This window comes from Pseudonocardia sp. Cha107L01 (genome assembly GCF_052566575.1).
The window spans coordinates 9,009,947-9,036,639 of record NZ_CP199579.1 but is presented as its reverse complement, the minus strand read 5'-3'; the positions used below and the strand labels follow the sequence as shown (position 1 = coordinate 9,036,639).

At 72.4% G+C, this 26,693-nt stretch carries 24 protein-coding genes and 1 pseudogene; 19 read left to right on the top strand and 6 right to left on the bottom strand.

Features of this window, described 5'->3' with window-relative positions:
- Positions 1 to 36 precede the first annotated feature (36 nt).
- Positions 37 to 924, bottom strand: a complete 888-nt coding sequence (gene fdhD, locus ACTXG6_RS42565) for a formate dehydrogenase accessory sulfurtransferase FdhD (protein WP_445184975.1) — start codon at positions 922 to 924, stop codon at positions 37 to 39.
- A gap of 154 nt (positions 925 to 1,078) precedes the next feature.
- On the opposite strand from fdhD, the gene ACTXG6_RS42560 reads away from it, so the two are divergent.
- The 7 genes from ACTXG6_RS42560 to ACTXG6_RS42530 all read left to right on the top strand — a co-directional run bounded on the left by ACTXG6_RS42560 (position 1,079) and on the right by ACTXG6_RS42530 (position 8,499).
- Positions 1,079 to 2,470 carry an OFA family MFS transporter gene (locus ACTXG6_RS42560; RefSeq protein ID WP_445184974.1) on the top strand — a complete coding sequence of 464 codons (1,392 nt, stop codon included), beginning with the start codon at positions 1,079 to 1,081 and terminating at the stop codon, positions 2,468 to 2,470.
- Positions 2,471 to 2,473: 3 nt separating this feature from the next.
- Positions 2,474 to 2,620 (top strand): MFS transporter small subunit, encoded by a 147-nt coding sequence (locus tag ACTXG6_RS42555; protein WP_445184973.1) that lies wholly within the window; start codon positions 2,474 to 2,476, stop codon positions 2,618 to 2,620.
- Positions 2,621 to 2,652: 32 nt separating this feature from the next.
- Positions 2,653 to 2,925, top strand: a complete 273-nt coding sequence (locus tag ACTXG6_RS42550) for a DUF6457 domain-containing protein (RefSeq protein WP_445184972.1) — start codon at positions 2,653 to 2,655, stop codon at positions 2,923 to 2,925.
- Positions 2,922 to 3,779: a hypothetical protein gene (locus tag ACTXG6_RS42545; protein WP_445184971.1), complete on the top strand. Its 858-nt coding sequence runs from the start codon at positions 2,922 to 2,924 to the stop codon at positions 3,777 to 3,779. Before ACTXG6_RS42550 ends, ACTXG6_RS42545 begins: the two co-directional genes overlap by 4 nt.
- An 86-nt stretch (positions 3,780 to 3,865) precedes the next feature.
- A complete protein-coding gene (locus ACTXG6_RS42540; RefSeq protein ID WP_445184970.1) occupies positions 3,866 to 6,520 on the top strand; it encodes a valine--tRNA ligase in 2,655 nt (884 codons plus the stop codon).
- Between the two features lie 6 nt (positions 6,521 to 6,526).
- The gene (gene folC, locus ACTXG6_RS42535; protein ID WP_445184969.1) at positions 6,527 to 7,948 is read left to right on the top strand and encodes a bifunctional tetrahydrofolate synthase/dihydrofolate synthase; all 1,422 of its coding nucleotides are present in this window, start codon (positions 6,527 to 6,529) and stop codon (positions 7,946 to 7,948) included.
- A 176-nt stretch (positions 7,949 to 8,124) separates the two neighbouring features.
- The gene (locus ACTXG6_RS42530) at positions 8,125 to 8,499 is read left to right on the top strand and encodes a DUF4233 domain-containing protein (RefSeq protein ID WP_445184968.1); all 375 of its coding nucleotides are present in this window, start codon (positions 8,125 to 8,127) and stop codon (positions 8,497 to 8,499) included.
- A 78-nt stretch (positions 8,500 to 8,577) separates the two neighbouring features.
- Here ACTXG6_RS42530 and ACTXG6_RS42525 read toward each other — a convergent pair.
- A pseudogene (locus ACTXG6_RS42525) lies at positions 8,578 to 8,891 on the bottom strand (alcohol dehydrogenase catalytic domain-containing protein); the annotation flags it as partial.
- A gap of 213 nt (positions 8,892 to 9,104) precedes the next feature.
- Between ACTXG6_RS42525 and ndk the strand changes: the two are divergent.
- Positions 9,105 to 9,515 carry a nucleoside-diphosphate kinase gene (gene ndk, locus ACTXG6_RS42520; RefSeq protein WP_445184967.1) on the top strand — a complete coding sequence of 137 codons (411 nt, stop codon included), beginning with the start codon at positions 9,105 to 9,107 and terminating at the stop codon, positions 9,513 to 9,515.
- On the opposite strand, the gene ACTXG6_RS42515 is transcribed toward ndk, so the two are convergent.
- The 3 genes from ACTXG6_RS42515 to ACTXG6_RS42505 are packed head-to-tail and all read right to left on the bottom strand — an operon-like array spanning position 9,490 to position 12,936.
- Complete coding sequence (locus tag ACTXG6_RS42515; RefSeq protein ID WP_445184966.1) at positions 9,490 to 10,557, bottom strand: MBL fold metallo-hydrolase; 1,068 nt, start codon at positions 10,555 to 10,557, stop codon at positions 9,490 to 9,492. The genes ndk and ACTXG6_RS42515 overlap by 26 nt on opposite strands.
- Positions 10,558 to 10,612: 55 nt before the next feature.
- Positions 10,613 to 12,241 (bottom strand): MFS transporter, encoded by a 1,629-nt coding sequence (locus ACTXG6_RS42510; protein ID WP_445184965.1) that lies wholly within the window; start codon positions 12,239 to 12,241, stop codon positions 10,613 to 10,615.
- 8 nt (positions 12,242 to 12,249) lie between these two features.
- Complete coding sequence (locus tag ACTXG6_RS42505; RefSeq protein WP_445184964.1) at positions 12,250 to 12,936, bottom strand: LppX_LprAFG lipoprotein; 687 nt, start codon at positions 12,934 to 12,936, stop codon at positions 12,250 to 12,252.
- Positions 12,937 to 13,073: 137 nt separating this feature from the next.
- On the opposite strand from ACTXG6_RS42505, the gene ACTXG6_RS42500 reads away from it, so the two are divergent.
- Genes ACTXG6_RS42500 through ACTXG6_RS42490 form a run of 3 tightly spaced genes read left to right on the top strand, consistent with a single transcriptional unit; the run spans position 13,074 to position 15,648 of the window.
- Entirely contained in the window at positions 13,074 to 14,000 is a 927-nt protein-coding gene (locus tag ACTXG6_RS42500) for an ABC transporter ATP-binding protein (RefSeq protein ID WP_445184963.1), read from the top strand.
- The gene (locus tag ACTXG6_RS42495; RefSeq protein WP_445184962.1) at positions 13,997 to 14,824 is read left to right on the top strand and encodes an ABC transporter permease; all 828 of its coding nucleotides are present in this window, start codon (positions 13,997 to 13,999) and stop codon (positions 14,822 to 14,824) included. The genes ACTXG6_RS42500 and ACTXG6_RS42495 overlap by 4 nt, the downstream gene beginning before the upstream one ends.
- Entirely contained in the window at positions 14,821 to 15,648 is an 828-nt protein-coding gene (locus tag ACTXG6_RS42490; RefSeq protein WP_445184961.1) for an ABC transporter permease, read from the top strand. Before ACTXG6_RS42495 ends, ACTXG6_RS42490 begins: the two co-directional genes overlap by 4 nt.
- A gap of 366 nt (positions 15,649 to 16,014) precedes the next feature.
- On the opposite strand, the gene ACTXG6_RS42485 is transcribed toward ACTXG6_RS42490, so the two are convergent.
- Positions 16,015 to 16,512: a hypothetical protein gene (locus tag ACTXG6_RS42485; protein WP_445184960.1), complete on the bottom strand. Its 498-nt coding sequence runs from the start codon at positions 16,510 to 16,512 to the stop codon at positions 16,015 to 16,017.
- A 38-nt stretch (positions 16,513 to 16,550) separates the two neighbouring features.
- Between ACTXG6_RS42485 and ACTXG6_RS42480 the strand changes: the two genes are divergently transcribed.
- The 8 genes from ACTXG6_RS42480 to proB all read left to right on the top strand — a co-directional run bounded on the left by ACTXG6_RS42480 (position 16,551) and on the right by proB (position 26,689).
- Positions 16,551 to 18,485 carry a TIGR03960 family B12-binding radical SAM protein gene (locus ACTXG6_RS42480; protein WP_445184959.1) on the top strand — a complete coding sequence of 645 codons (1,935 nt, stop codon included), beginning with the start codon at positions 16,551 to 16,553 and terminating at the stop codon, positions 18,483 to 18,485.
- Positions 18,486 to 18,510: 25 nt separating this feature from the next.
- Entirely contained in the window at positions 18,511 to 19,005 is a 495-nt protein-coding gene (locus ACTXG6_RS42475; RefSeq protein WP_445184958.1) for a GNAT family N-acetyltransferase, read from the top strand.
- Positions 19,005 to 19,799, top strand: coding sequence for a TIGR03936 family radical SAM-associated protein (locus tag ACTXG6_RS42470; RefSeq protein WP_445184957.1), 795 nt, complete (start codon positions 19,005 to 19,007; stop codon positions 19,797 to 19,799). The genes ACTXG6_RS42475 and ACTXG6_RS42470 overlap by 1 nt, the downstream gene beginning before the upstream one ends.
- Before the next feature lie 225 nt (positions 19,800 to 20,024).
- A complete protein-coding gene (locus ACTXG6_RS42465) occupies positions 20,025 to 23,252 on the top strand; it encodes an Rne/Rng family ribonuclease (protein ID WP_445184956.1) in 3,228 nt (1,075 codons plus the stop codon).
- Between the two features lie 143 nt (positions 23,253 to 23,395).
- Positions 23,396 to 23,704, top strand: a complete 309-nt coding sequence (gene rplU / locus ACTXG6_RS42460) for a 50S ribosomal protein L21 (RefSeq protein ID WP_445184955.1) — start codon at positions 23,396 to 23,398, stop codon at positions 23,702 to 23,704.
- A 19-nt stretch (positions 23,705 to 23,723) separates the two neighbouring features.
- Positions 23,724 to 23,981, top strand: coding sequence for a 50S ribosomal protein L27 (gene rpmA, locus ACTXG6_RS42455; protein WP_445184954.1), 258 nt, complete (start codon positions 23,724 to 23,726; stop codon positions 23,979 to 23,981).
- 96 nt (positions 23,982 to 24,077) lie between these two features.
- On the top strand, positions 24,078 to 25,574 hold the full coding sequence (obgE, locus tag ACTXG6_RS42450) for a GTPase ObgE (protein WP_445184953.1): 1,497 nt from the start codon (positions 24,078 to 24,080) through the stop codon (positions 25,572 to 25,574).
- A complete protein-coding gene (gene proB / locus ACTXG6_RS42445; RefSeq protein ID WP_445184952.1) occupies positions 25,571 to 26,689 on the top strand; it encodes a glutamate 5-kinase in 1,119 nt (372 codons plus the stop codon). Before obgE ends, proB begins: the two co-directional genes overlap by 4 nt.
- Positions 26,690 to 26,693 lie beyond the last annotated feature (4 nt).

Genomic DNA, 26,693 nt, shown 5'->3' with positions numbered 1-26,693 from the left:
GTGAGTGGCGAGTGGGCCCCCGGGACCACTCGCCACTCACGGGGTCTGAGCAGCGGAAACGGGGTGCTGTTCGGGTTCGGTCTCGGTGGGGGTCGGGGCGGGCAGGCTGATCCGTTCGGCGCCGGTGTAGACGTTGGCGGACTCGCCGCGCAGGAAGCCGACCAGGGTGACCCCCGCCTCGGCGGCCAGGTCCACCGCCAGCGAGGACGGCGCCGAGACGGCGGACAGCATCGGCACGCCGGCCATCACCGCCTTCTGGGTCAGCTCGAAGGACGCCCGGCCGGACACCATCAGCACGCAGCCGGCCGCCGGGATCCGGCCCTGTAGCAGCGCCCAGCCCAGCACCTTGTCCACCGCGTTGTGCCGCCCGACGTCCTCCCGGACCACCAGCAGCGTGCCGTCCGCCTCGAACAGCCCGGCCGCGTGCAGCCCGCCGGTGCTCTCGAACACCCGCTGCGCGGCACGCAACCGGTCCGGCAGGGTGGTCAGCACCGAGAACGGCACCACCACCGGGTCGGCGGCCGGTGAGAACCGGGTCTTCAGTCGCACCGCGTCCAGCGATGCCTTGCCGCACACCCCGCAGGACGAGGTGGTGTAGAAGTTCCGCTCCACGCCGGGGTCCGGCGGCGGCACCCCGGGGCCGAGCGCCACGTCGAGCACGTTGTAGGTGTTGCGGCCCTCGTCATCGACCGAGTCGCAGTACCGCGCGCTGGACACGTCCGGCACCGCGCCGATGACGCCCTCGGTGAGCAGGAACCCGTGCGCCAGCTCGACGTCGTGCCCGGGGGTCCGCATGGTCACGGCCAACGCCTTGCCGTCCACCCGGATCTCGAGCGGTTCCTCGACTGCCAGTCGGTCGGGCGCGCGCCGGGACCCGTTCGGGGTCAGTCGCTGCACCGAGGTCCTGGCGATCAGCCGTCCCACGAAACCTCCTCAGGCCGGCCGCCCGGGACGGGCCGCCGGCGAAGCCTTGCATTTTGTATCCGATCTGATTCTTACTATTGCAACAACTCGGGCCCGGTCATAGCTTCCCAACTACGACTGTATGCAAACGGCGTGCCGGGACGGGAGCAGTGTGATGGCTTCGACTGGGTTCCTCGATCGCGAGCGGATCGTCGCTCCGCCGGGTTGGAGCCGGTGGCTGATCCCGCCGGCCGCGCTGTCGATCCACCTGGCGATCGGCCAGGCCTACGCGTGGAGTGTGTTCAAGGACCCGCTCAGTGCGACGCTGCTGAAGGGCAGCAGTTGGGCGGGCACGCTGAGCGCGCTGCCGTTCACGCTGGGCATCGTGATGCTGGGGGTGTCCGCGGCCCTGTTCGGCACCGCCGTCGACCACCGGGGTCCGCGCTGGGCGATGGTGGTGGCCACCGCGTGCTTCTCGACCGGATTCCTGGTCTCGGCGGCGGGCATGGCGCTGGGTCAGTACTGGCTGGTTGTGGTGGGTTACGGGTTCATCGGCGGGATCGGGCTGGGCATCGGGTACATCTCGCCGGTGTCCACGTTGATCAAGTGGTTCCCGGACCGGCCCGGGATGGCCACCGGCATCGCGATCATGGGCTTCGGCGGCGGCGCGCTGATCGCCTCGCCGTGGTCCACCTCGCTGCTGACCTCGTTCGGCGGCAGCGGCGCCGGTGCGCACCCGGGTGGGATCGCCAAGACCTTCCTGGTGATGGGGATCGGCTACGCGATCTTCATGTCGATGGGCTGGCTGCTGATCCGGGTACCGGCCGACGACTGGGCGCCGGCCGGCTGGGACGCGGCCTCGGTGCGCGAGCGGCCGCTGGTCACGGCGGGGAACGTGTCCGCCCGCAACGCGATCAAGACGCCGCAGTTCTGGCTGCTGTGGGTGGTGCTGTGCTTCAACGTGACCGCCGGCATCGGCATCCTGGAGCGCGCCGCGCCGATCTACCAGGACTTCTTCCGCGGCGAGGCGCCGGCGAAGACGCTCACCGCGGTGGCCGCCGGGTTCGTGGCGATCCTGTCGCTGGCCAACATGCTGGGCCGGTTCATCTGGTCGAGTACGTCCGACCTGATCGGCCGCAAGAACATCTACCGCTTCTACCTGGGTGTCGGCGCGGTGCTCTACCTGGTGCTGCTGCTGGTCGGCAACGCCAACAAGGCCGTGTTCCTGATCGCCGCGATGCTGATCCTGTCGTTCTACGGCGCCGGGTTCGCCACCGTGCCGGCGTACCTGCGGGACCTGTTCGGCACCTTCGAGGTCGGCGCGATCCACGGCCGGCTGCTCACCGCGTGGTCGGTCGCCGGCGTCCTCGGCCCGATCATCGTCGACGCCATCGCCGACAAGCAGAAGGCCGCCGGGCTGTCCGGTACCGACCTGTACACGCTGTCGTTCCGGATCATGATCGGCCTGCTCGTCGTCGGCTTCGTGTGCAACGAGCTGATCAAACCGGTCGACCCGAAGTTCCACGAGCCCGCCGGGGGCCGTGCGGTGGCCAGAGAGGCGGCGTAGCTCATGTCGGACACAGCCTCCGGTGCGGCGCCGGCCCGTTCGGCCACGCGGCTGGTGATCACCGCGGTGGCCTGGTTGTGGGTGCTGGTGCCGTTCCTCTACGGGGTCTGGCAGCTTCTGATCAAGGTCGTCCCGCTGTTCGCCCGCTGAGCGCCGAGGCGGCCACGGTAGGTTGACCGGTCATGAGCACGATGTCGGATTGGATCGCGGCCGTATGCGCCGACCTTGAACTGGACCTGTCCGATCAGGCGGCGACCACAACCGCCGTGCTGGACCTGACCGCCGACGTTGCGCACTGCGTGGCTCGCCCGGCTGCCCCCGTCACCGCGTTCCTGCTCGGGCTGGCCGCCGGCCGAGGGATGGACCCGGGCACCGCGCCGGACGCCGAGGTGGCGAGGCTCGCCCAACAGCTGAGTCAGCGGGCGAAGGGGTGGGAGTCCGCGCGGCCGCGGTGAGCCCTCTCGGGTCAGCCCCACCGGGCCGGGACCCGGACGGGCTGACCCGGTGGCAGGCGGCCCGAGTCGAGCGCCGGCTGGCCGTGTTCCACCCGGAGATCGGCGAACGGGTCCGTGCCGCGTTGGGCGACGCCCGAGCCGCGGACCGCGCGTACCTGCGGGCGGCGCTGGCGGCCGGCCACCCCGCGCGGGACGTGCTGACCCTCGCCGAGCGGATCGCCGGGAAACCGCCGGACTGGGTGGCCACCCGGCTGCGCCTTGTCGACGGGGTACCCGGCGGGCAGTACCGCCTCGGCGCACGGATCGACCAGGTGGACGCCACCACCTGCGGCACCGCGGTCCTGCTCGTGCTGGCCACCGGCGCGGACCCGGTGCTCGCGCTGAGCCTCACCGCGCCGGACGTCATGCCCGACGGCCAGCCTGACGACCCGGGGTTCGGCACCCGCTTCGACCGGCGTCAGCTGCTGGTGCACCGGCAGAGCAACCTGTGCTGGCCCAGGGCGCTGGGCACCACGCCGTGGGGGATGACCCGGTGGCTGGCCCGACGGGCGACCGGCGTCGGGCCGTACCGGGTCCGCTGGGCGGCCGGTCGACGGTCCGCCCGCCTGGTCAGCGAGGTGGACCGGGCGCTGGCACTGGGCGAGCGGGTCCCGCTGCTGGTCGGCGCGAGGCTGCCCCGGCACTACGTGCTGGCACTGGGCCGGGACGACACGGCCGGCGAGGCGGGCTGGTGGGTGTACGAGCCCAGCAGCGGCGAGGTCCGGGTGGTGCCGGTGGCCGCGGTACGGGAGCGGCGGCTGGCCCGGTGGCTCGGGTTCGACCGGATGTACGCCGCGCTGCTGCCGGCCGCCTGACTCGCTAGCAGAGCGTTGGCGGAGCTGTATCCCGGCCAGGTTCGACACGGTCGAGGCGCCGCCGACGGGGCTCGTAGACTCGAGTGGTGACCGAGACACTTCCACCCCAGCAGCGCGCCGAACTCCCGTCCCGGTGGGAGCCGGCGTCGGTGGAGGCGCGGCTTTACCAGCGCTGGGTGGATGCCGGCTACTTCACCGGCGACCCGGACAGCGGCAAGCCCCCGTTCTGCATCGTGATCCCGCCGCCCAACGTGACCGGCAGCCTGCACCTCGGCCACGCGATGGACCACACGCTGATCGACATCCTGACCCGGCGGCGTCGGATGCAGGGTTACGACGCGCTGTGGCTGCCCGGCATGGACCACGCCGGCATCGCCACCCAGAACGTGGTGGAGCGCCAGCTCGCCGCTTCTGACTCCACGACTCGTCATGATCTTGGACGCGAGCAGTTCGTGGAGAAGGTCTGGGAGTGGAAGGCCGAGTCCGGCGGCACCATCCTCGGCCAGATGCGCCGCCTCGGCGACGGGGTCGACTGGTCCCGCGAGCGGTTCACCCTGGACGAGGGCCTGTCCCGGTCCGTGCAGACGATCTTCAAGCGGCTCTTCGACGACGAGCTGATCTACCGGGCCGAGCGGATCATCAACTGGTGTCCGCGCTGCCGGACCGCGCTGTCCGACATCGAGGTGGACCACCACGACGACGACGGCGAGCTGGTCTCCATCCGGTACGGCGACGGGGACCGCTCGATCGTCGTCGCCACCACCCGGGTGGAGACGATGTTGGGTGACACCGGCGTCGCGGTGCACCCGGACGACGAGCGGTACGCGCACCTGGTCGGCACCGAGATCGAGCTGCCGATCGTCGGGCGGCGCATCCCGGTGGTGGCCGACGAGCACGTCGACCCGGCCTTCGGTACCGGCGCGGTGAAGGTCACCCCGGCGCACGACCCGAACGACTTCGAGATCGGCCGCCGGCACGACCTGGCCATGCCGTCGATCATGGACGAGGGCGCGGTGATCGCGAACTCCGGTACCCGGTTCGACGGTCTCGACCGGTTCGCCGCACGCGAGGCCGTCCGCGAGGAGCTGCGCGCTCAGGGCCGGATCGTGGCGGAGAAGCGGCCCTACAGCCACAGCGTCGGGCACTGCAGCCGCTGCGACACCGTCGTCGAGCCCCGGCTGAGCAAGCAGTGGTTCGTCAAGGTCGAGCCGCTGGCCCGCGCGGCCGGCGACGCGGTGCGCGACGGTCGCACCCAGGTCCACCCGAAGGAGCTGGAGAAGCGCTACTTCGACTGGGTCGACAACATGCACGACTGGACCATCTCGCGGCAGCTGTGGTGGGGGCACCGGATCCCGGTCTGGTACGGCCCCGACGGTGCGGTGCGCTGCGTCGGGCCGGACGAGCAGCCGCCGGGCGAGGGCTGGACCCAGGACCCGGACGTGCTGGACACCTGGTTCTCCTCCGGGCTGTGGCCGTTCTCGACCCTCGGCTGGCCCGACGACACCGCCGACCTGCGGCACTACTACCCGACATCGGTGCTGGTCACCGGCTACGACATCCTGTTCTTCTGGGTCGCCCGGATGATGATGCTCGGGCTGTACGCGATGGACGGAACGCCGCCGTTCGAGCACGTCTTCCTGCACGGGCTGATCCGCGACCAGTTCGGCAAGAAGATGTCCAAGTCACGGGGCAACACCATCGACCCGCTGGCCCTGATGGACACCTACGGCGCCGACGCGCTGCGGTTCACCCTGGCCAGGGGCTCCAACCCGGGCTCGGACATGTCGCTGTCCGAGGAATGGGTGGCCGGCTCGCGCAACTTCGGCACCAAGCTGTGGAACGCGGCCCGGTTCGCGCTCGCCAACGGCGCCGATGTGGACGGCGAGATCGACCCGGCGCAGCTGACCGACGCCGACCGCTGGATCCTCGACCGGGTCGGCGCGGTGACCGCCGAGGTGGACGCGCTGCTGGAGGACTTCCAGTTCGCCAAGGCCACCGAGCTGCTCTACCACTTCACCTGGGACGAGTTCTGCGACTGGTACCTCGAGCTTGCCAAGGTCCAGATCGGCCAGAGTGCTGACGGCAACACGGCACGGGCGGAGACCACCCGGGCCGTGCTCGGCAACACCCTGGACGTGCTGCTGCGCCTGCTGCACCCGATCATGCCGTTCCTCACCGAGACGCTGTGGACCGCGCTGACCGGCGAGGAGTCGCTGGTGGTGGCGTCCTGGCCTCGGCTGACCGAGCAGGCCGGGTCGGGCCCGGACACAGCCGTCGCCGAGCGGATAGCGGCGGTCCAGAAGCTGGTCACCGAGGTGCGCCGGTTCCGTGCCGACCAGGGGCTGCGGCCGGGGCAGTGGGTGCCCGCCCGGCTGGCCGGCGCCGACTCGGCCGGTCTCGGGGACCAGCTGGACGCGGTGCGCGCGCTGGCCCGGTTGGGTGCGGTCGAGGACGGCTTCACCCCGACCGCCACCGTCGAGGTCGGCCTCGCGGCGGGACCGGTCCGGGTCGAGCTCGACACCTCGGGGACCATCGACCTGGCCGCCGAGCGGGCCCGGCTGACCAAGGACCTGGCGGTTGCGGAGAAGGAGCTGTCCGGTACCGAGGCCAAGCTGGGCAACCCCAAGTTCACCGAGCGCGCCCCGGCCGACGTGGTGGCCGGCATCGCGGCCAGGCGGGAGGCCGCGGTGGCCGACATCGAGCGGATCCGCGCGGCGCTGACCGCGATCCCGGAGGGCTGATCGACGGTGCCGACTACTAACCGAGGGGCCGCCGAAGCGGAGCAGGAACGACTTCGGGAGGCCGAGGAACGGGCCGCCGCCGAGTTCGCCGCGGTCGAGGCAGAGCTGGACAAGCGCTGGCCCGAGACGGACATCGAGCCGTCCCTGGACCGGATCCGGGCGCTGACCGACCTGCTGGGCGACCCGCAGCGGGCGTACCCGGTGGTGCACGTGGCCGGCACCAACGGCAAGACGTCCACCGCCCGCATGATCGACGCGCTGCTCTCCGAGGCCGGCCTGCGCACCGGCCGCTACACCAGCCCGCACCTGCAGCGGGCCACCGAGCGGATCACCCTCGACGGCGCCCCGATCTCCCGGGAGCGCTACGTCGAGGTGTACCGGGAGATCAAGCCCTACATCGAGCTGGTGGACGCCGGGCGCGAACCCGGGCAGCCGGCGTTGAGCAAGTTCGAGGTGCTCACCGCGATGGCGTTCGCCGCGTTCGCGGACGCCCCGGTCGAGGTCGCCGTGGTGGAGACCGGCCTCGGCGGTCGCTGGGACGCCACCAACGTGGCGGACGGCGCGGTCTCGGTGATCACGCCGATCGGGATCGACCACGAGGAGTACCTCGGCTCCGACCTGGCCGGCATCGCCGCCGAGAAGGCCGGCATCATCAAACCCGGCTCCATCGCGGTGCTGTCCACCCAGCAGGCCGAGGCCGCCGCGGTGCTGTTGGAGCGCTGCGTCGAGCTGGGCGCCACGGTGGCCAGGCAGGGTCTCGAGTTCGGCGTGCTGCGCCGGGACAAGGCGGTGGGCGGGCAGCTGCTCAAGCTGCAGGGGCTGGGCGGCGCCTACACCGACGTGTTCCTGCCGCTGCACGGCGAGCACCAGGCCGGCAACGCTGCGGTGGCGCTGGCCGCGGCCGAGGCGCTGCTGGGTGCCGGCGCGGACCGGCAGCTGGACGTGGACGGCGTGCGCGCCGCGTTCGCCGGGGTGACCGCGCCGGGGCGGCTGGAGCGGGTGCGCACCGCGCCGGCCGTGCTGGTGGACGCCGCGCACAACCCGCACGGGGCCCGGGCGCTGGCGGCGGCGCTGACCGACGAGTTCGGCTTCCGGCGCCTCATCGGGGTGGTCGCGGTACTGCGGGACAAGGACGTGACCGGGATGCTCGAGGAGCTCGAACCGGTGCTCGACGAGGTCGTGGTCACCCAGAACGGCTCGCCCCGGGCGCTGGACGTCGACGAGCTGGCGGCCGTCGCGGTCGGCGTGTTCGGCGGCGAGCGGGTCACCGTGGAGACCCGGCTGGACGACGCGATCGAGCAGGCCGTGCAGATGGCCGAGGAGGTCGACGAGGAAGGCGCCTCGCTGGCCGGCGGTGGCGTCGTGGTGACCGGCTCGGTGGTCACCGCCGGCGAGGCACGGGTGCTGTTCGGCAAGGTCACGCCGTGACCGAGCCGGCAGGATCTCCGGAACGGGACGAGCCCGCGGTGCCGGCAGCATCGGATCCGGCAGTGTCGGAGTCGGCAGTGTCGGAGTCGGCAGTGTCGGAGTCGGCAGCGTCGGAGTCGGCAGCGTCGGCGTCGCCTGCGGCAGCGGCAGCGTCGTCCGAGTCGGGGTCGGCCGGCGTGACCCGGCCGGCGCCGGATCCCTGGAAGGGCTTCCGAGGCGTGCTGGCCGCGACGCTGATCCTGGAGGCGATCGTCGTCCTGCTGACCCTGTTGGTGGTCACCAAGATCGGCGACAACGGCGGCGCGCTCGGCGTCGTCGTGGTGCTCGCACTGGCCGTTGCGATGATCATGACGACCCGGTACCTCAGCCGCCCCTGGGGGCCTTGGCTGGGAGCCGCGCTGCAGGTCGTGATGATCGCCTGCGGGTTCCTGGTCGGTGCGCTGGGGGCCCTGGGTGTGGTGTTCGCGCTGGTCTGGGGTGGGCTGCTGGCGATGCGCCGGGACGTCGCCGCCAAGATGGCCAGGGGTGAGCTGCCCAGCCAGCGCCAGTAGCGGCGGGTGGCGCCCGCCAGCCACCGCCACTCCGGCTCACACCTGCAACACGACCTTACCCGCGCCGCCGTCCCGCTTCGGCAGCGCGGCGCCCACCGTGTGGTCGACACCGTCGGGCAGTAGTGCCAGGTCGCGGGCCTCCGCCGCGAGGTACTCGGCGGCGGCGCCGTCCCGGTGCCGGTCGGTGAGCCCGAAGACCCGGTCGCCGACCGCGAGGCCGGTGGTGCCGTAGCCGAGTTCGGCGACCACGCCGGACACCTCGTGGCCGGGGATCGACGGGGTGCGGTCGCGGCCGGCCCGGTCCGTCCAGGTCACCGGCCAGCTCAGTTCGTCCGGCGTGAACGACGCCGCGTGCACCCGCACGATCCGTCACCGACGTCGGTGCCCGGCATCGGTGCGTCCTCATGGACGAGGACGGTGTGGTCGCCCCGGCGGTGCGCCCGTACTGCCTTCATGGTCTTCCTCGGTTCTGTGTGCGGTCGTTGGTGGGGAGGAGTCGAGCGGCGATGCCGCGTCGGAAGCTACTGCGACGCCGTTCGGTGTGGCGAGGAAGTTTTCGAACCCACGCGGCCCGGGCCGGACCGTCGCGGCTAGGCTGCGCGACCGTGAGTGAGCGGACTTTGGTTCTGGTAAAGCCCGACGGCGTGTCCCGTCGGCTGGTCGGTGAAGTGATCTCCCGGATCGAGCGCAAGGGGCTCGAACTGGTCGCCTTGCGGCTGCGCACGGTGGACCGTGAGCTGGCGAGCCAGCACTACGCGGAGCACGACGGCAAGGTGTTCTTCAACGACCTGCTGGAGTTCATCACGTCCGGCCCGCTGGTCGCGGCCGTCGTCGAGGGCCCGCGCGCGATCGCCGCGTTCCGCCAGCTCGCCGGTGGCACCGACCCGGTGGAGAAGGCCGCGCCGGGCAGCATCCGGGGCGACTTCGGCCTGGAGACCCAGTTCAACCTGGTGCACGGCTCGGACTCGCCGGAGTCGGCCGCCCGCGAGATCAAGCTGTGGTTCCCAGACCTGTGAGCCGATAGCCGCTGCCGCTGCTGCTCGGCACCCAGGCGTCGGGCAGCGCGGCGGCCAACGCGTGCTGCGCCCGCCATCCGGTGCAGTGCCCAGATACCACCAGTTCGGGCCCGAGTTCGGTCATCGCGGCGACGGTCGGCGCGATGACCGGCTCGAAGGCCGGCCCGCTCAGGTGCAGGCCACCCAGCAGCGCGTGCAGTCGCCCGACCCCGGTCAACCGCTGCGCGTGCCGGACGATGTTCACCACGCCGGCGTGCCCGCAACCGGTGAGCACCACCAGGCCGCGACCCCGGACGTGCACGACCAGTGCCTGGTCGTCTTTCACCAGTGGGTCGTGGCGCCACTCGGAGCCGGACCAGGCCTGGTGCGCCGGCGGCATGCCGCGCTCGAACTCGGTGGTCCGGTCCACCTCGCCGGTGATCAGGACACAGCCGTCCACCAGCAGTGACGGTTCCCGGCGCTCGATCACCTCGAAGCCCTCGCCGGTCAGCGCCCGCTTGCTCAGCGTGGGCAGCTCGGCATCGTCCCGACCCGGTATCCGCAGCCGGCGCCGCGTCCAGACCAGCGGGTGCACGACCATCGGCAGCGCCCGGGTACCCCGCCGCCCGGCCAGCCCGGCGAGCCCACCGGCGTGGTCGAAGTGCCCGTGGCTGAGCACCACACCCTGTACGCCGGACAGGTCGACCCCGAGCCGGTCGGCGTTGGTGACCATCGCGGTCGGCGACAGCCCGGTGTCGAACAGCAGCGTCGTCTCGCGCTCGCCCCGGCGGACCGTGACCAACGCCGCGAAGCCGTGCTCGGCGACCAGGCCGACCGTCGTCGTGCCGTTCTCGAACTGCGGCGCATCGACCCGGGCGGCTCCGGTACCGGGCCTGGTGACCCGCTCGTCGCCGGTCAGCAGTGCGTCGAAGCTGTTGTCCACCAGCGTGGTGATCCGCACCTCGTCCACCGGCTCGAGCGCGATCGGGTCCACCGCCGCGCCGGGGGCCGGGCGAGGGGCGGCCGTGAGTACGTCGGCGGCGCTGCCCGGTTCGGTACACATACCGCCGACCCTAGTCCCCCGTGAGTGGCGAGTGTCCTATCGGACGACTCACCACTCACGACGTCTGACCTGGGCTTTTGCCGGGGCGGCCGCCGAGGAAACCAGCGGCCAGTGCGCCGGCCAGGCACAGCAGCGCGGTGAGCCGGAAGATCTCCCGGTACTGGGTGAGCAGGGCGGCGTCCACCGCGCGGGTGTACGCGGCGAGCTGCTGGGCGTAGGTCACCGCGTCCACCCCGAACGGCAGCGGGGTGTCCAGGGTGGCGGTGAGCTCGGTGAACCGGTGCAGGCCCCAGGCGGACAGCGCGGCGATGCCGATCAGCATGCCGGAGGTGCGGGCCACCACGGTCGCCGCCGAGGCCACCCCGTGCCGGTCCGCCGGCACCGCGCGCAGTACCGCCGCCGCGACCGGCGCCACCACCAGGCCCAGCCCGAGCCCGGTCAACGCCAGGTCGGTCGTGGCCGCCGGCAGCGTCACCGAGCCGACCGTGTGTACGGCGCTGAGCAGGTCGGCCGGCCAGCGTGACATCAGCGCGAACCCGGCGGCGGCGGCCAGCATCCCGACCACGCCGACCACGCCGTCCCCGATCCGGGGCGCGGCCAGCCCGCCGAGCAGCGCGCCCACCGGCAGTGCCACCAGGAACCGCACCAGCACCAGCGCCCCGCCGGTGGCGTCCAGCCGCAGCACCGACTCGGCGAACAGCTGCACGTCGACCAGGGTGACCATCAGCGCGGCCCCGACCACCGTGCTGGTCAGCAGGCCGGCCACCACCGGGCGCCCGCGCACGCCGCGCGGGTCGAGCAGCCGGGTGCGGGCGCGCGCCTCCCAACCGAGGAACGCCAACAGCGCCACGCCGGCCGCCGCCAGGGTGACCGGGCCCCACGGCGGCAGCACCGCGCGCCGGGGATCCGGGTTGTACAGCCCGACCACGCCGAGGGCGAGCGCCACGGCGAGCAGCGCGCCGCCGAGCAGGTCGACCCGGGCCCTCGGCCCCGGACCGTCCGTGCCGGCGGCCGCGGGCTCGTCCGTGCCGCCGGGTGTGCCGTCGTGCCTGGTCTGTGTGGTCTGTTTGGTTCGCGGGCGGCCGGGCACCGCGAGCCCGACCGCGAGCACCGCGACGGCGGCGAGCGGCAGGTTGATCCAGAACACCCCCCGCCAGCCGAGCAGCGCGGCCACACCGGCGCCGTACAGCGGCCCGAGCACACTGCCCAACTGCTCCGCGGCGCTCACCGCACCGAGCGCGGTGGCCCGCCGCCGTTCCCCGACCAGGTCGCTGACCAGCGCCATCGTCACCGGCAGCAGCGCGCCACCGCAGACGCCCTGCACCGCGCGGCCGAGCACCACGGCGGTCAGCGTGCCGCCGCTCGCGGTCAGCGCCGAACCGGCCGCGAACCCGACCAGGCACAGCTGGATCACCCGACGGCGGCCGAACCGGTCGGACAGCTGGCCGAGCAGCGGCATGGCCGCGACGTAGCCGAGCAGGTAGCCGGTGACCAGTGGGGTGGCCCGCTCCAACCGGTTCAGCGGGATGCCGAGGTCGCGCACGATGTCGATCAGCACCGTGACCACGACGTAGCCGTCCAGCGCGGCGAGCAGCACGGCCAGAGCGCCGACCCCGATCGCCAGTCCCACCCGGGACCGGCGCGGCGTCGAGGCGGTCGTCGAGCTGGTCGTCGAGTTAGTCATCGCTTCGGTCAGGACGGCGGGGTGACCGTCACCGGCGCGTTGAAGTCGGACAGTGTGACGGTCACCGGCGCCGGCGCACCGCCAGCCGGGTTCGGCACCTCGATCTGCGCCTTGAGCAGCCGCGAGGTGGCCTGCTCGATCCACACCGTGCCGGTGCTCGCCCCGCTCAGCCCGGGCACCACGGAAGAGACCAGGTTCGGGTCGAGGGCGGCCTTGACCCGGTATGCCGGCACCCCGTTCACGTCCTCACTGGCCTCGGTGGTGCCGTTGTTGGCGGAGCGCAGCAGGGCCGAGATGCCGCGGTCGGGGCTGAGCAGGGCGGTCGGGTCGTAGATCGCGGCGGCGAGTGCGAGCGGCAGCCGCTGGTACCGGCCGGTGGCCCCCTTGAGGTAGAGGGTGCCCTGGGTGATCACGAAGTTGAACTCGACCGTCGAGGTGCCCTGGTTGAGGGTGGCGGTGCCGATGGCGTCCCCGGTGGCGGTGAGCTTGCCGTTGGCCGCGCGCACCGGGATCGTGTTGAGCGCGGGGTCCACCTGCACGTCGATCGCCACGGTCCGGACCGCCGCCATCGCGCTGGCCGACTTCGCCAACAGGTCGGGCGCGGCGGGCAGCGGCGGGGCGGTGGGGCCGCTCGAGCAGCCGGTCACCCCCAGGAACAGCGCGAAGAGGGCCAGCAGCGGTGCGAGCAGCGACATCGGCGTCGCGGATCGGGGGGAGCGGTGAACCACCGACGCAGTCTAGTGCGGCCGGAATACCGTTCCGGGCGGGTCTCCGGGCCCGTCCGGGGCCAAGTCACTTCCGTTCTGTCGGGGCGCCCGGTTAGCGTCCCCTCGTGTCCGATGCACTGATCCAAGCCAGAGGGCTTGCCAAGCGCTTCGGCGCGGTGGACGCGGTGCGTGGCATCGATCTCGACGTGACCCGGGGCGAGGTGTTCGGTTTCCTCGGCCCGAACGGCGCCGGCAAGTCCTCCGCGATGCGGATGATCGCCTGCGTCTCGCCCCGCTCCGCCGGGTCACTGCAGGTGCTGGGGATGGATCCGGACGTCGACGGCCCGGCGATCCGGGCGAGGATCGGCGTGGTGCCGCAGCAGGACAACCTGGATGTCGAGCTCACCGTCCGGCAGAACCTCCAGGTGTACGGCCGCTACTTCGGGCTGTCCCGGGCCTCGGTGCGGGCCAAGGCGATCGAGCTGCTGGAGTTCGCCCAGCTCACCGACCGTGCCGAGTCGGCGGTCGACCCGCTCTCCGGCGGCATGAAGCGGCGCCTCACCATCGCCCGCTCGCTGGTCAACGACCCGGAGCTGCTGCTGCTCGACGAGCCGACGACCGGGCTCGACCCGCAGGCTCGCCACCTGGTCTGGGACCGGCTCTACCGGCTCAAGCAGCGCGGCGTCACCCAACTGATCACCACGCACTACATGGACGAGGCGGAGCAGCTGTGTGACCGGCTGGTGGTGATGGACAACGGCCTGATCACCGCCGAGGGCTCGCCGACCGACCTGATCGAGCGGTACGCCACCCGGGAGGTCGTGGAGCTCCGGTTCGCCCCGGACGCACCCCGCCCGGAGCTGGCCGAGCTCGCCAAGCTGGCCGACCGCGTCGAGGAGCTGCCGGACCGGCTGTTGCTCTACACCGCCGACGGCGAGGTCGCGCTCGGCGCGGCGCTGCGGGCCGGGGCACGCCCGACGACGAGCCTGGTCCGCCGGTCCTCGCTGGAGGACGTGTTCCTTCGGCTGACCGGCCGGAGCCTGGTCGAATGACGGCCGAGTCGGTGACGACCGCGGTGCCCCGGTCCGCGGGTCGGGTCATGCCCGGCTGGCGGGCGGTGCTGGCGGTCATGGAGAGCTTCTGGATCTGGTACCGGCGCGGCTGGCGGGCCACCGTGGTGTCCAGCGTGCTGCAGCCGGTGCTGTTCCTGCTGGCCTTCGGGGTCGGCTTCGGCAGCCTGGTGCGCACCGGCGCGGCCACCGGAGGCGCGCCGTACCTGGTGTACCTGGCGCCCGGGCTGTTGGCGATGACGGCGGTGCAGACGGCGGCCTTCGAGTCGACCTACCCGGTGCTGTCCGGGTTCAAGTGGCAGCAGGTCTACTGGGGGATGTCCGCTTCCCCGATCACCCCGGGGCAGATCGCGGTCGGGCACCTCTGCTGGGTGGCGGCCCGGCTGTTGTCCTCGGGCGCGGTGTACCTGCTGGCCATCGTGCTGGTCGGCGGGGCGGCCGGGATCGGCATCGTGGTCTCGCTGCTGGTCGCCGTGCTGTGCGGCTGCGCGTTCTCGGCCATCACGATGGCGTTCGCGGCCACCATCATGAACGAGGGCTCCGCGTTCGCCTCGTACTTCCGGTTCGTGCTGATCCCGATGACGCTGTTCGCCGGCACCTTCTTCCCGGTGTCCCAGCTGCCGGCGTGGTTGCGGCCCCTCGCCTGGGCCACCCCGCTCTGGCACGGCACCGAGCTGGCCAGGGGGGCGGCGCTGAACACGCTGCGCTGGTGGCCGGCGCTCGGTCACCTGGCCTACCTGCTCGCGCTGCTGGCCATCGGCGTCGCGCTCGTCCGTTGGCGGTTCACCGTGCGGTTGTCCCGGTGAGCGGGGATGCGGTCGCGGCCCCGTCGGCGCCGCTGCTGCGGATCCTGCCGGTTGGCGGGTACGCGGGGCGGTCGCGGGTGCTGCTGGTGCGCTCCGCGCTGGCCTACCGCCGGGCCTGGCTGGCGTTCGTGTCGGGCTTCTTCGAGCCGGTCTTCTACCTGCTGGCGCTCGGCCAGGGCCTCGGGTCACTGGTCGGCGCGCTGCCCGGGCCGGACGGCTCCCCGATCAGCTATGCGGCGTTCATCGCCCCGGGCCTGCTGGCCGCGTCGGCGATGAACGGCGCGGTCTTCGACTCGACGTTCAACGTGTTCTTCAAGCTGCGCTACGCCAGGCTGTACGACGCCATGCTGGCCACCCCGCTCGGGCCGGTGGACATCGCGCTGGGTGAGATCGGCTGGGCGCTGCTGCGCGGTGGGCTGTACGCGCTCGGTTTTTTGGTTGTGATGGCCGGGTTCGGCCTGCTCACCTCGCCATGGGTGCTGCTCGCGCTGCCCGCCGCGCTGCTCGTGGCCTTCGCGTTCGCGGCGGTCGGGATGGCGGCCACCTCGTACATGCGCTCCTGGCAGGACTTCGACCTGATCCAGCTCGCGGTCATGCCGATGTTCCTGTTCGCCACCACGTTCTTTCCGCTGTCGGTCTACCCGCGCGGTCTGCAGCTGGTGGTGGAGTGCCTGCCGCTGTTCCACGCCGTCGAACTGATGCGCGGGTTCACCACCGGCATCGTCGGCCCCGGTCTGCTCGGGCACGTGGCGTACTTCGTGGTCATGGCGGCGGTCGGCGGGGTAGTCGCCGCCCGCCGCCTCAACACGCTCCTCCTGCGCTAATCCCGCTGTTCTCCGGGCCGGCACACAGCTGGTACCGGCCGCACAGAGGTTCCAGGGTCTGTGCGGGGCGCAGTGGCTCTGTGCGGGCCGGGGTGGGGGCTGGGGGCGGTCGGTGGGCGCCGGCGGGCCGGTCTCCGAGGACGGCACACAGCGGGTGTACGCCGCACAGAGGCTCCAGGGTCTGTGCGGGGCGCAGTGGCTCTGTGCGGGCCGGGGTGGGGGCTGGGTGCGGTCGGTGGGCGCCGGCGGGCCGGTCCCCGAGGACGGCACACAGCGGGTATACGGCGCACAGAGGCTCCAGGGTCTGTGCGGCGCGCACCCGCTCTGTGCGGGCAGGGGTTGTGGGGGCCGTGTGGGCGGGTGCGGTCAGAGGCGGTCGAGGAGCCAGGAGGGGCCCACCACGGCGCCGCCGGCAGCCAGTACCCGGTCGCGCAGCCCTCGGTCGGCGGTGACCACCGTGGGCGAGCCGCCGGCCGCGACCAGAGCGGACACCTCGTCGACGATCGCCGAGTCGCCGTCCCGGCTGGCGTGCACCACGCGCAGTGCCGGCCCGCCGGCTGCCGAATCCGCCGGCCCGCCGGCCGCCGCGGTGCCCGCTGGGTCTGCCGGTGTCCCGCCGGCTGCCGAATCCGCCGGCCCGCCGGCCGCCGGCCCCGCTCCATCGACCGCCACCGGGAACTCGCCGGCGGGGGCGCCGGCCCGGGCCGCACCCTCCAGGATGACGACGACGGGGCCGGTCAGCGCCCCGGAGCGCAGCGCCGCCGCCAGCGCGGAGACGAGTCGCGCGGCTGCTCCGGGCCGGTCGCGCCACCAGCCGTCCGGCCGTGAGCCGATCACGTTCGCCGCGTCCACAACTAACTCCACGCACGCCATCCTGGCGGACCGGTCTACCCTGGTGCGGCGTGAGTGTGGAATCGGTCTTTCCGGCGCTGGAGTTGCTCCTGCCGCGGGTGTCCAAACCCGTCCAGTACATCGGCGGCGAGCTCAACAGCACCGTCAAGGACTGGGACGGTGCCGCCGTGCACTGGGCGCTGATGTACCCGGATGCGTACGAGGTGGGCCTGCCCAACCAGGGCGTCATGATCCTCTACGAGCTCCTCAACGAGCAGCCGGACGTGCTCGCCGAGCGGGCCTACGCGGTGTGGCCGGACCTCGAGGCGTTGATGCGCGAGCACGGCGTGCCGCACTTCAGCGTGGACAGCCACCGGCCGCTCGGCGCCTTCGACGTGCTGGGCGTGAGCTTCTCCACCGAGCTGGGCTACACCAACCTGCTCACCGCGCTCGACCTTGCCGGCATCCCGCTGCTCGCCGCCGACCGGACCGACGAGCACCCCATCGTGCTCGCCGGCGGGCACGCCGCGTTCAACCCGGAGCCCATCGCCGACTTCATCGACGCCGCGGCGCTCGGCGACGGCGAACAGGTCGTGCTGGACATCACCGAGGTGATGCGCCGGGGTACGCAGAGCCGGATCGGCCGCGCGGAGGTGTTGCGGCGGCTGGCCGAGACCGAAGGCGTGTACGTCCCGAGCCTCTACGACGTCACCTACCGTGCCGACGGGGGCATCGAGGCGATCACCCCGAACGACCCGAGGGCCCCGAAGCGGGTCACCAAGCGCACCACCACCGACCTCGACGAGTGGCCCTACCCCAAGCAGCCGCTGGTGCCGCTGGCCGAGACGGTGCACGAGCGGATGAGCGTGGAGATCTTCCGGGGCTGCACCCGGGGTTGCCGGTTCTGCCAGGCAGGCATGATCACCCGCCCGGTCCGGGAGCGGTCCCTGGCGGGCATCGGCGAGATGGTCGAGCGCGGCCTCAATGCCAGCGGCTTCAACGAGGTCGGCCTGCTGTCGCTGTCCAGCGCCGACCACTCCGAGATCGCCGAGATCACCAAGGGTCTGGCCGACCGCTACGAGGGCACCAACACCACGCTGAGCCTGCCGTCCACCCGGGTGGACGCGTTCAACATCGATCTGGCCAACGAGATCTCCCGCAACGGGCGCCGCTCCGGGCTGACCTTCGCACCGGAGGGCGGTTCCGAGCGGATCCGCCGAGTCATCAACAAGATGGTCTCGGAGGAAGACCTGATCCGCACCGTGAGTGCCGCGTTCGCGCAGGGCTGGCGGCAGGTGAAGCTGTACTTCATGTGCGGGCTGCCCACCGAGACCGACGAGGACGTGCTGGAGATCGCCGGCATGGCGCACCGGGTGATCAAGGCCGGCCGGGAGGCCAGCGGACACAACGACGTGCGCTGCACCATCTCGATCGGCGGTTTCGTGCCCAAGCCGCACACCCCGTTCCAGTGGGCCGCGCAGTGCGACCCGGACACCATCGACGACCGGCTGCGCAAGCTGCGTGCCGAGGTGAACCGGGTCGCCGGGCGCAGTGCCCGCAACATCGGCATGCGCTACCACGACGGCAAGCCCTCGCTGATCGAGGGACTGCTGTCCCGGGGCGACCGCCGGGTCGGCCGGGTGATCGAGCGGGTCTGGCGGGACGGCGGCCGGTTCGATGGCTGGACCGAGCACTTCGACTACCGGCGCTGGGTCGACTCCGCCGCCGCGGAACTGGAGCCACTCGGCGTCGACCTGGCCTGGTTCACCACCCGCGAGCGCCTCCAGGACGAGGTGCTGCCCTGGACACACCTGGACTCCGGACTGGACCCGGACTGGCTCTGGGACGACTGGCAGGACGCGCTGGACTCCCGGGAGCAGGACGACTGCCGCTGGACGCCGTGCTTCGACTGCGGGGTGTGCCCGGCCACCGGTACCGACATCCAGGTCGGGCCCAGCGGGACGGTGTTGATCCCGATCACGCCCGTCACGGTCACCGGTGGTTGATCACGTACCACCGGTGAGCGTGCGGGTGGCCGATGACCGTGACCTGCCCGCGCTGACCCGGTTGCGCCGGGCGTGGACCGCCGAGCGCACCGGCGGGCCGGTGGAGGACGACAACTTCGACCGGTCCTTCGCCGCGTGGTGGCGCTCCGAGCTGCCGCGCCGGACGTTCTGGCTGGCCGAGGCCGGCACCGACCGCAGCGGCTACACCGCGGTGGGCTCGCTCAACGTGGTCGAGATCGGCAACATGCCCCGCCCCGGCGCCCGCCCCGGGCGGTGGGGATACGTGGGCAACGCGTTCGTGGTGGCGTCCTACTCCGACCGGGGGGTGGCCGGTGCGCTGCTCACCGCCGCCGTGGAGCATGCCAGGGCGCGCCGATACCAACGGCTCGTGCTGCGCCCGACGCCCAGCAGCGCGCCGTTCTACCTGCGGTACGGGTTCGCCCCGACCGGTGAAGGGATGCTGATGTTGTTGCCGAACGCCGTGCCGGCCGAGGCCGCACTGCCGGAGGGGTCGGTCTGATGGCCGGCAAGGGGGTGGCGCCGAACCCGGCCCCACCGACCCTGTGCAAGGTCCGGGTGCGGTTCGCCAAGCGCGGCCGGCTGCGCTTCAGCTCGCACCGGGACGTGGCGCGGGCCTTCGAGCGGGCGGTCCGCCGGGCCGGCCTGCCGGTGGCGCGCTCGCACGGCTTCAGCCCGCACCCCCGGCTGTCCTGGGTCGGCGCGGCGCCCACCGGCACGGCCAGTGAGGCGGAGTACCTGGAGATCGGGCTGACCACGTCGGCGCCGCCCGAGCGGATGGCCGCGGACCTGGACGAGGCACTGCCGGTCGGCCTGGACATCCTGGCCGCCGTGCGGACCGTCCCGGGCGGACCCGCGCTGGCCGAGCTGATCAACGCCAGCCAGTGGCGGATCGAACTGCCCCAGGTGCGCACCGAGGCCCTGGAGGCCGCCGTGACCGCGTTCCTGGCGGAGGAATCGGTCATCGTCGAGCGGTCCACGAAGAACGGCCCGAAGCCGGTTGACGTGCGCGCGGCGGTGGCGAACATCCAGGTGGTCACCGGGGCTCCGACGCCGCCACCAGAGGGTGATGATCAAGCTACCGGTCCTTCGACGCATACGACTGGCCCGGCCTGTGCGATAATGACGTCGGTCGTACGGCAGACGACACCTGCCGTCCGACCCGACGACGTGTTGGGCGCTCTTCTGGTCGTCGCGGGCTTACGGCCGCCGGTTCCTGCAATGGCGATCCGGCTGGCTCAAGGTCTGCTCGACGACCGAGGCCGCCTGGCCGATCCGTTCGACGCCGTGGGGTGACCACCCCGACGGAGCCGGCCGGGTCCGGTACGCGACGCGTGCCGGCGGTGGGCGATCAGCTCGTCGTTGCTGGTGAGACCGACGCAGGTGCGGGTGACGCTCTCGACGCCTGAGTTGTTTCGTGGTCACAGGATTGCTGTCCCCTCGAACGTCGGGGGAGGCAGACAAAGCTAGGCCCCTGAGCGGCCGCCTTCTGTTGAGGGCGCCCGGGGGCGAAGGAGCTGCATGTCAGATACCGACGTGCCCGCCGGCCAGGCCGGCGGGCTCAGCAACGTATCCGCATCACCGGAGTTGCCCGAGCGACTCAGGGTGCACGCGTTGGCCAAGCTGATAGAGGTGACCAGCCGCCAGGTGCTCGATGCCCTGGACGACCTGGGCGCGCCCGCCAAGGGCGCGCAGTCCAGCATCGACCGGGCGACCGCGCTGCGGGTGATCGAGTCACTGGCGTCGACGGACGGCGCAGACAGCTCGGCCGACGCCGCGCCGGCGGCTGAGCTGTCCGCCGAGCCGGAGCGGGCCGGGTCGCCGAGCCCGGTGGCGGCCGTGCTCTCCTGGAGCAACCCCGAGCCCGAGGGCGGCGGCGCCGGTCCGGACGGGCCGGGTGGCGCGCTGCCGCTGTTCGCCGCGCCGAGCCCGATGTTCCTGCCGCCGGAGCCGCCCAGCCGCTCCCGGGTCGCTCCCACCCCCGCGCCGGCGCCGGTGAGCCGGCCCAGCGTCCAGGACGACACCGAGGACGCCGACGACACCGACGACACCGACGACACCGACGAGGGTGAGTCGGTCGACGAGTCCGCCGACACGAAGCGCCGCCGCCGCCGTGGCCGTCGTGGCCGTGGCCGTGGCAAGGGTTCCGAGGATGACGCCGCCGACTCCGATTCCGACTCCGATTCCGACTCCGAGGACGACGAGCAGCGCGCGGACGGCGATGGCCGGTCCGACCGCCGGTCCGGGCAGGACCGGGCGGATGCCGATCGGGCCGACGCCGACGGGTCCGACGGGTCCGACGGGGAAGCCGAGCAGGACCGGGGCGACGACGGCGACAACAGCGATGACGGGGACGACGAGGATTCCTCGGACGAGCCCGGTGGCAGCTCGCGGCGGCGCCGTCGCCGGCGGCGCCGCAGGGACCCGTCGGCGGACAGCGGCGGCGACACCGACGCAGAGGACCCGCCCAACACGGTCACCCGGATCCGGGAGACCAGGCCGCCCCGCTCCGAGAGCGGCGACGAGCACATCCAGGGAGTCCGGGGTTCCACCCGGCTGGAGGCCAAGCGGCAGCGCCGCCGGGATGGCCGCGACGCCGGTCGGCGCCGCGCCCCGGTGCTCTCCGAGTCCGAGTTCCTGGCTCGCCGGGAGTCCGTGGACCGGACCATGGTGGTTCGCCAGCACGGCGAGCGCTCCGAGATCGGGGTGCTGGAGGACGGCGTGCTCGTCGAGCACTTCGTCACCAGTTCCGGCGGGTCCTCCCTGGTCGGCAACGTGTACCTCGGCCGGGTGCAGAACGTGCTGCCCAGCATGGAGGCCGCCTTCGTCGACATCGGGCGCGGCCGCAACGCGGTGCTCTACGCCGGCGAGGTGGACTGGGACGCGGCCGGTCTCGCGGGCAAGGCGCGCCGCATCGAGCAGGCGCTGTCCAGCGGTGACAGCCTGCTGGTGCAGGTCACGAAGGACCCGATCGGTCACAAGGGCGCCCGGCTGACCACCCAGATCAGCCTGCCCGGCCGGTTCGTGGTCTACGTGCCGTCCGGTGGCACCCACGGGATCAGCCGCAAGCTGCCCGACACCGAGCGCCGCCGGCTCAAGGACCTGCTCAAGGAGATCGTCCCCGACGACGCCGGAGTGATCATCCGCACCGCGTCCGAGGGCGTCAGCCAGGAGGCGCTGGAGCGGGACGTGCGCCGCCTGCAGGCCCAGTGGGACGTGGTGAAGACCAGGTCAGACGCCGCCATCAAGGGCGCCGGCAAGTCGAAGCCGCCGGAGCTGCTCTACGAAGAGCCGGACCTGATGATCAAGGTCGTCCGGGACCAGTTCAACGAGGACTTCGCCAAGCTGGTCGTGCAGGGCGACGACGCCTGGGACACGCTGCACGCCTACGTCAGCCACGTGGCTCCCGAGCTCACCGAGCGCCTGTACCGGCACGTCGGGAACTCCGACGCCTTTGTGGAGTACCGGATCGACGAGCAGCTGATGAAGGCGCTGGACCGCAAGGTCTGGCTGCCCTCCGGCGGCACCCTGGTGATCGACCGCACCGAGGCGATGACCGTCGTCGACGTGAACACCGGCAAGTTCACCGGCTCCGGGGGCAACCTCGAGGAGACCGTCACCCGCAACAACCTGGAGGCCGCCGAGGAGATCGTGCGGCAGCTGCGGTTGCGCGACATCGGCGGCATCATCGTGATCGACTTCATCGACATGGTGCTCGAGTCGAACCGGGACCTGGTGCTGCGCAGGCTGACCGAGTGCCTGGGTCGGGACCGCACCCGCCACCAGGTCGCCGAGGTCACCTCGCTCGGCCTGGTGCAGATGACGCGCAAGCGGGTCGGAGTCGGCCTGCTCGAGGCGTTCTCCGCGCCGTGCGAGCACTGCCGGGGGCGGGGTGTGGTGGTCTCCACCGACCCGGTCGAACCCAAGGGCGACCAGGGCCAGCCGAGCTCCGGCACCGCCGGGCGCCGGCGCGGCCGCTCTGGCGACAACCGGTCTGGCGACAACCGGTCTGGCGACAACCGCTCTGGCGACAACCGGGGTGGCGACAGCCGCTCTGGCGACAACCGCTCTGGCGACAACCGGGGTGGCGACAGCCGGTCCAGCGACCAGGGCGACGGCGGCAACGGCAACAACGGCGGCAACAACGGCGGCAACAACGGCGGCAACAACGGCCAGGGTGGCCGGCGCAACCGCGGCGGAGGTGCCCAGTCCGGCGCCCAGACCGGTGGCCAGGGTGGGAACGCCCCGTCCGAGGTGCCCAACGGCCACGACCGCCGGGCGGCGTCCGCAGAGTCCTCTTCGGGGCCGGTGGTGCCCAACGGCCGACCGGTGCCGAGCGCACCGAAGCACGAGGCCGAGCCGGCCGCCGAGGTCACCGAGCAGGCACCGGGGACGGTCCAGCAGACCGAGGAGCCGGCGGCAGGTCGGCAGACCGCCGGAGCACCGGCCGAGACCGTGTCGGAGATCACCGAGCGGCCGTCCGACGCCACCCGGCGACCGTCCGGTGAGATCGAACTGCCGACGGAGCCGTCGCTGGTGCCGGACAACGCCTCGTCGGCGATGGACCCGAACTCGATCTCGACCGATGCCGAGCGTGCTGACCAGCACGTTCTCTCGGACGACTGGGAGCCGGTCTCGGTCGGCGCGACGTCTGACCGGCCCGCGAGGCCGGCCCGCCGTCGTCGCCGGGTGGCCTCCCGGCCGGCCGGCCCACCAGCCGGGGAGCAGGGCAGCCCGGACCCGGTTTGACCCTCTCCAACAGCGGCCCGTACTCTGGGTTATCGACAGCCGCGTCAGCGGGTGCTGACGCAGGCGGTAGACCGCCCAGGGTCAAGCCCTGAGTACGTGTCACCGTGAGCCCCACGAATTGTCATAGGAGTCGTGCGTCAACGATGTACGCGATCGTAAAAACCGGCGGCAAGCAGTACAAGGTCGCGGTCGGTGACGTGCTCACCGTAGAGAAGCTCAAAGCAGACCTGGGCGCTGAAGTCAGCCTGCCCGCGTTGCTGGTAGTCGACGGCGCTGAGCTGACCACCGACGCCACCGCACTGGCCGCTTACTCGGTCACCGGCAAGGTAGTCGAGCAGACCAAGGGTCCGAAGATTCGGATCCACAAGTTCAAGAACAAGACCGGGTACCACAAGCGGCAGGGTCACCGTCAGAAGCTGACCCGCGTCGAGGTCACCGGAATCTCGAAGTAGCTGAAGGAGGCGAGCAGATATGGCACACAAGAAGGGCGCCTCCAGCTCCCGCAACGGGCGTGATTCAAACGCTCAGCGGCTGGGAGTCAAGCGCTTCGGCGGACAGAACGTCAGCGCCGGCGAGATCCTGATCCGCCAGCGTGGCACCAAGTTCCACCCGGGCGAGGGTGTCGGTCGCGGTGGCGACGACACGCTGTTCGCCCTGATTGCCGGCGCGGTCGCATTCGGCAGCAAGCGCGGTCGCAAAACCGTGAACATCGTGCCGGTCGGGGAATAGGCCCGCACCGCACAACGTCTGCTCGAGGGGCGGGTCCGGGGATCTCCGGCCCGCCCCTCTTGCTGTGTCACCTGTTTCTGAGGAGTTGCTAGCCCGATGTCCCGGTTTGTCGATCGCAGCGATCTGCGGGTGATCGCCGGCAACGGCGGCAACGGTTGTGCTTCCGTGCACCGGGAGAAGTTCAAGCCGCTCGGTGGCCCGGACGGCGGCAACGGTGGCCGCGGCGGCGACATCGTGCTGGTCGTCGACCCCGGCATGCACACCCTGCTCGACTTCCACCACCGCCGCCAGGCCAAGGCCCGCAACGGCAAGCAGGGCCAGGGCGACATGCGCAACGGCGCGGTCGGCGAGGACCTGGTGCTCTCCGTCCCGGACGGCACCGTGGTGCTCGACGACAAGGGCGAGCAGCTGGCCGACCTGGTCGGCGCCGGCACCCGCTTCGTGGTGGCCGCCGGCGGCCGAGGCGGGCTGGGCAACGCCGCGCTGTCCTCGACCGCGCGCCGCGCGCCCGGCTTCGCGCTCAACGGCGAGCCGGGCGAGGAGCGCGACGTGGTGCTCGAGCTGCGCTCTCTCGCCGACGTCGGGCTGATCGGCTTCCCGTCCGCCGGTAAGTCGTCCCTGGTCGCGGCGATGTCCGAGGCCCGGCCGAAGATCGCCGACTACCCGTTCACCACGCTCGTGCCGCAGCTCGGCGTGGTCAGCGCGGGGGAGAGCACCTTCGCCGTGGCCGACGTGCCCGGGCTGATCCCCGGCGCGGCCGAGGGACGCGGGCTCGGGTTGGAGTTCCTGCGGCACATCGAGCGCTGCGCGGTACTCGTGCACGTGATCGACTGCGCGACCATCGAGCCGGGCCGCGACCCGGTCTCCGATCTGGCCGCCCTGGAGTCCGAGCTGGCCCGCTACATCCCCGGCCTCGGTGGTGAGCTGGCCGGACGACCCCGGATCATCGCGCTGAACAAGATCGACGTGCCGGAGGCCGCCGAGCTGGCCGAGTTCGTCACCGAGGAGCTCGCCGAGCAGGGCTGGCCGGTGGTCTCGATCTCCACCGCGACCCACGCCGGGCTGCGTGAGCTGACCTTCCTGATGGCGCGCGAGGTGGCCCGGTACCGGGCCGCGCTGCCGCCGCCCGAGCCGACCCGGCTGGTGCTGCGCCCGCACGCCGTCGGTGAGATCGGCTTCACCGTGGAGGCCGACCCGGAGTACGACGGCGCCTTCGTGGTGCGTGGCGAGCGGCCCGAGCGGTGGGTCCGGCAGACCCAGTTCGACAACGACGAGGCGGTCGGCTACCTGGCCGACCGGCTGGCCAAGCTCGGGGTGGAGGATGCGCTGGCCAAGGCCGGCGCGGTGTCCGGCGCCGAGGTGACCATCGGCGGGATGACCTTCGACTGGGAGCCGTCCACCCCGTCCGGCGCGATCGTGGCGATGGGCAACCGGGGCACCGACCCACGGCTGGCGCGCTCCACCCGACCCAGGGCGTCGGAGCGCAAGTCGGCCAAGCTGGCCCGCCGCGCCCACCTCGACGACTTCGACGACGTGGCGGACGACGAGTTCGCGGACTCGCTGGAGGGCTCGGGCGCGGAGCGGGACCGGTGAGCACCCGGGCCCAGGTCGCGGCGGCCGCCCGGCTTGTGGTCAAGGTCGGCTCGTCGGCGCTGACCAGCCTGGATGGCGGCCTGGACCACGGCCGGCTGGATGCGCTGGTCGATGCGCTGGCGGCCCGCCGCGCGACCGGGGCCCAGGTCATCCTGGTCTCCTCCGGGGCGATCGCGGCCGGGTTGGCCCCGCTCGGGCTGTCCCGGCGGCCGCGTGACCTGGCCAGTCAGCAGGCGGCGGCCAGCGTCGGGCAGCTGCTGCTCGCGCACGCCTACGCGGCCTCCTTCGCCCGGCACGGGGTCACCGTCGGGCAGGTGCTGCTCACCGCCGACGACGTGATCCGGCGGGCGCACTACCGCAACGCCCAGCGCACCCTGATCCGGCTGCTCTCGCTGCGCACCCTGCCGGTGGTGAACGAGAACGACACGGTGGCCACCGACGAGATCCGGGTGGGCGACAACGACCGGCTCGCCGCGCTGGTCGCGCACCTGGTCGGCGCGGAGGCGCTGGTGCTGCTCTCCGATGTGGACGGGCTCTACGACGGCGACCCCCGCAAGCCCGGTGCGACGCTGCTGCCTGAGATCCACGACCTGGCCGAGCTGGCCGCCGTGAATGTGGAGAAGCCTGGGGCGTCCGGACTCGGCCGGGGCGGCATGGCCACCAAGATCGAGGCGGCCACCATGGCGGCCAGTGCCGGTATCCCGGTGCTGCTGGCCGCCGCCGACGACGCGGCGCTCGCCCTGGACACCTCGGCGGACGGGCCCAAGCTGGGCACCGCGTTCCGGGCCGGTGGCCAGCGGCTGTCCGCCCGCCGGTTCTGGCTGCGCCACGCCGCCGACGTGCGGGGCCAGCTGGACCTCGACGACGGCGCGGTGGCCGCCGTGCTGAAGCGCCGCCGTTCGCTGCTGGCCGCCGGGGTGCACGGGGTGCGCGGCGACTTCGTGGCCGGCGACGTGGTCGACCTGGTCGGCCCCCACGGCGCGGTCGTGGCCCGGGGCGTGGTTGCCTTCGACGCCGCCGAGCTGCCCGGCCTGATCGGTCGCCGCACCCGCGACCTGCCGCCGGAGTTCCGCCGCGAGCTGGTGCACGCCGACGACCTCGTCCCGCTGAGGTAGTTGC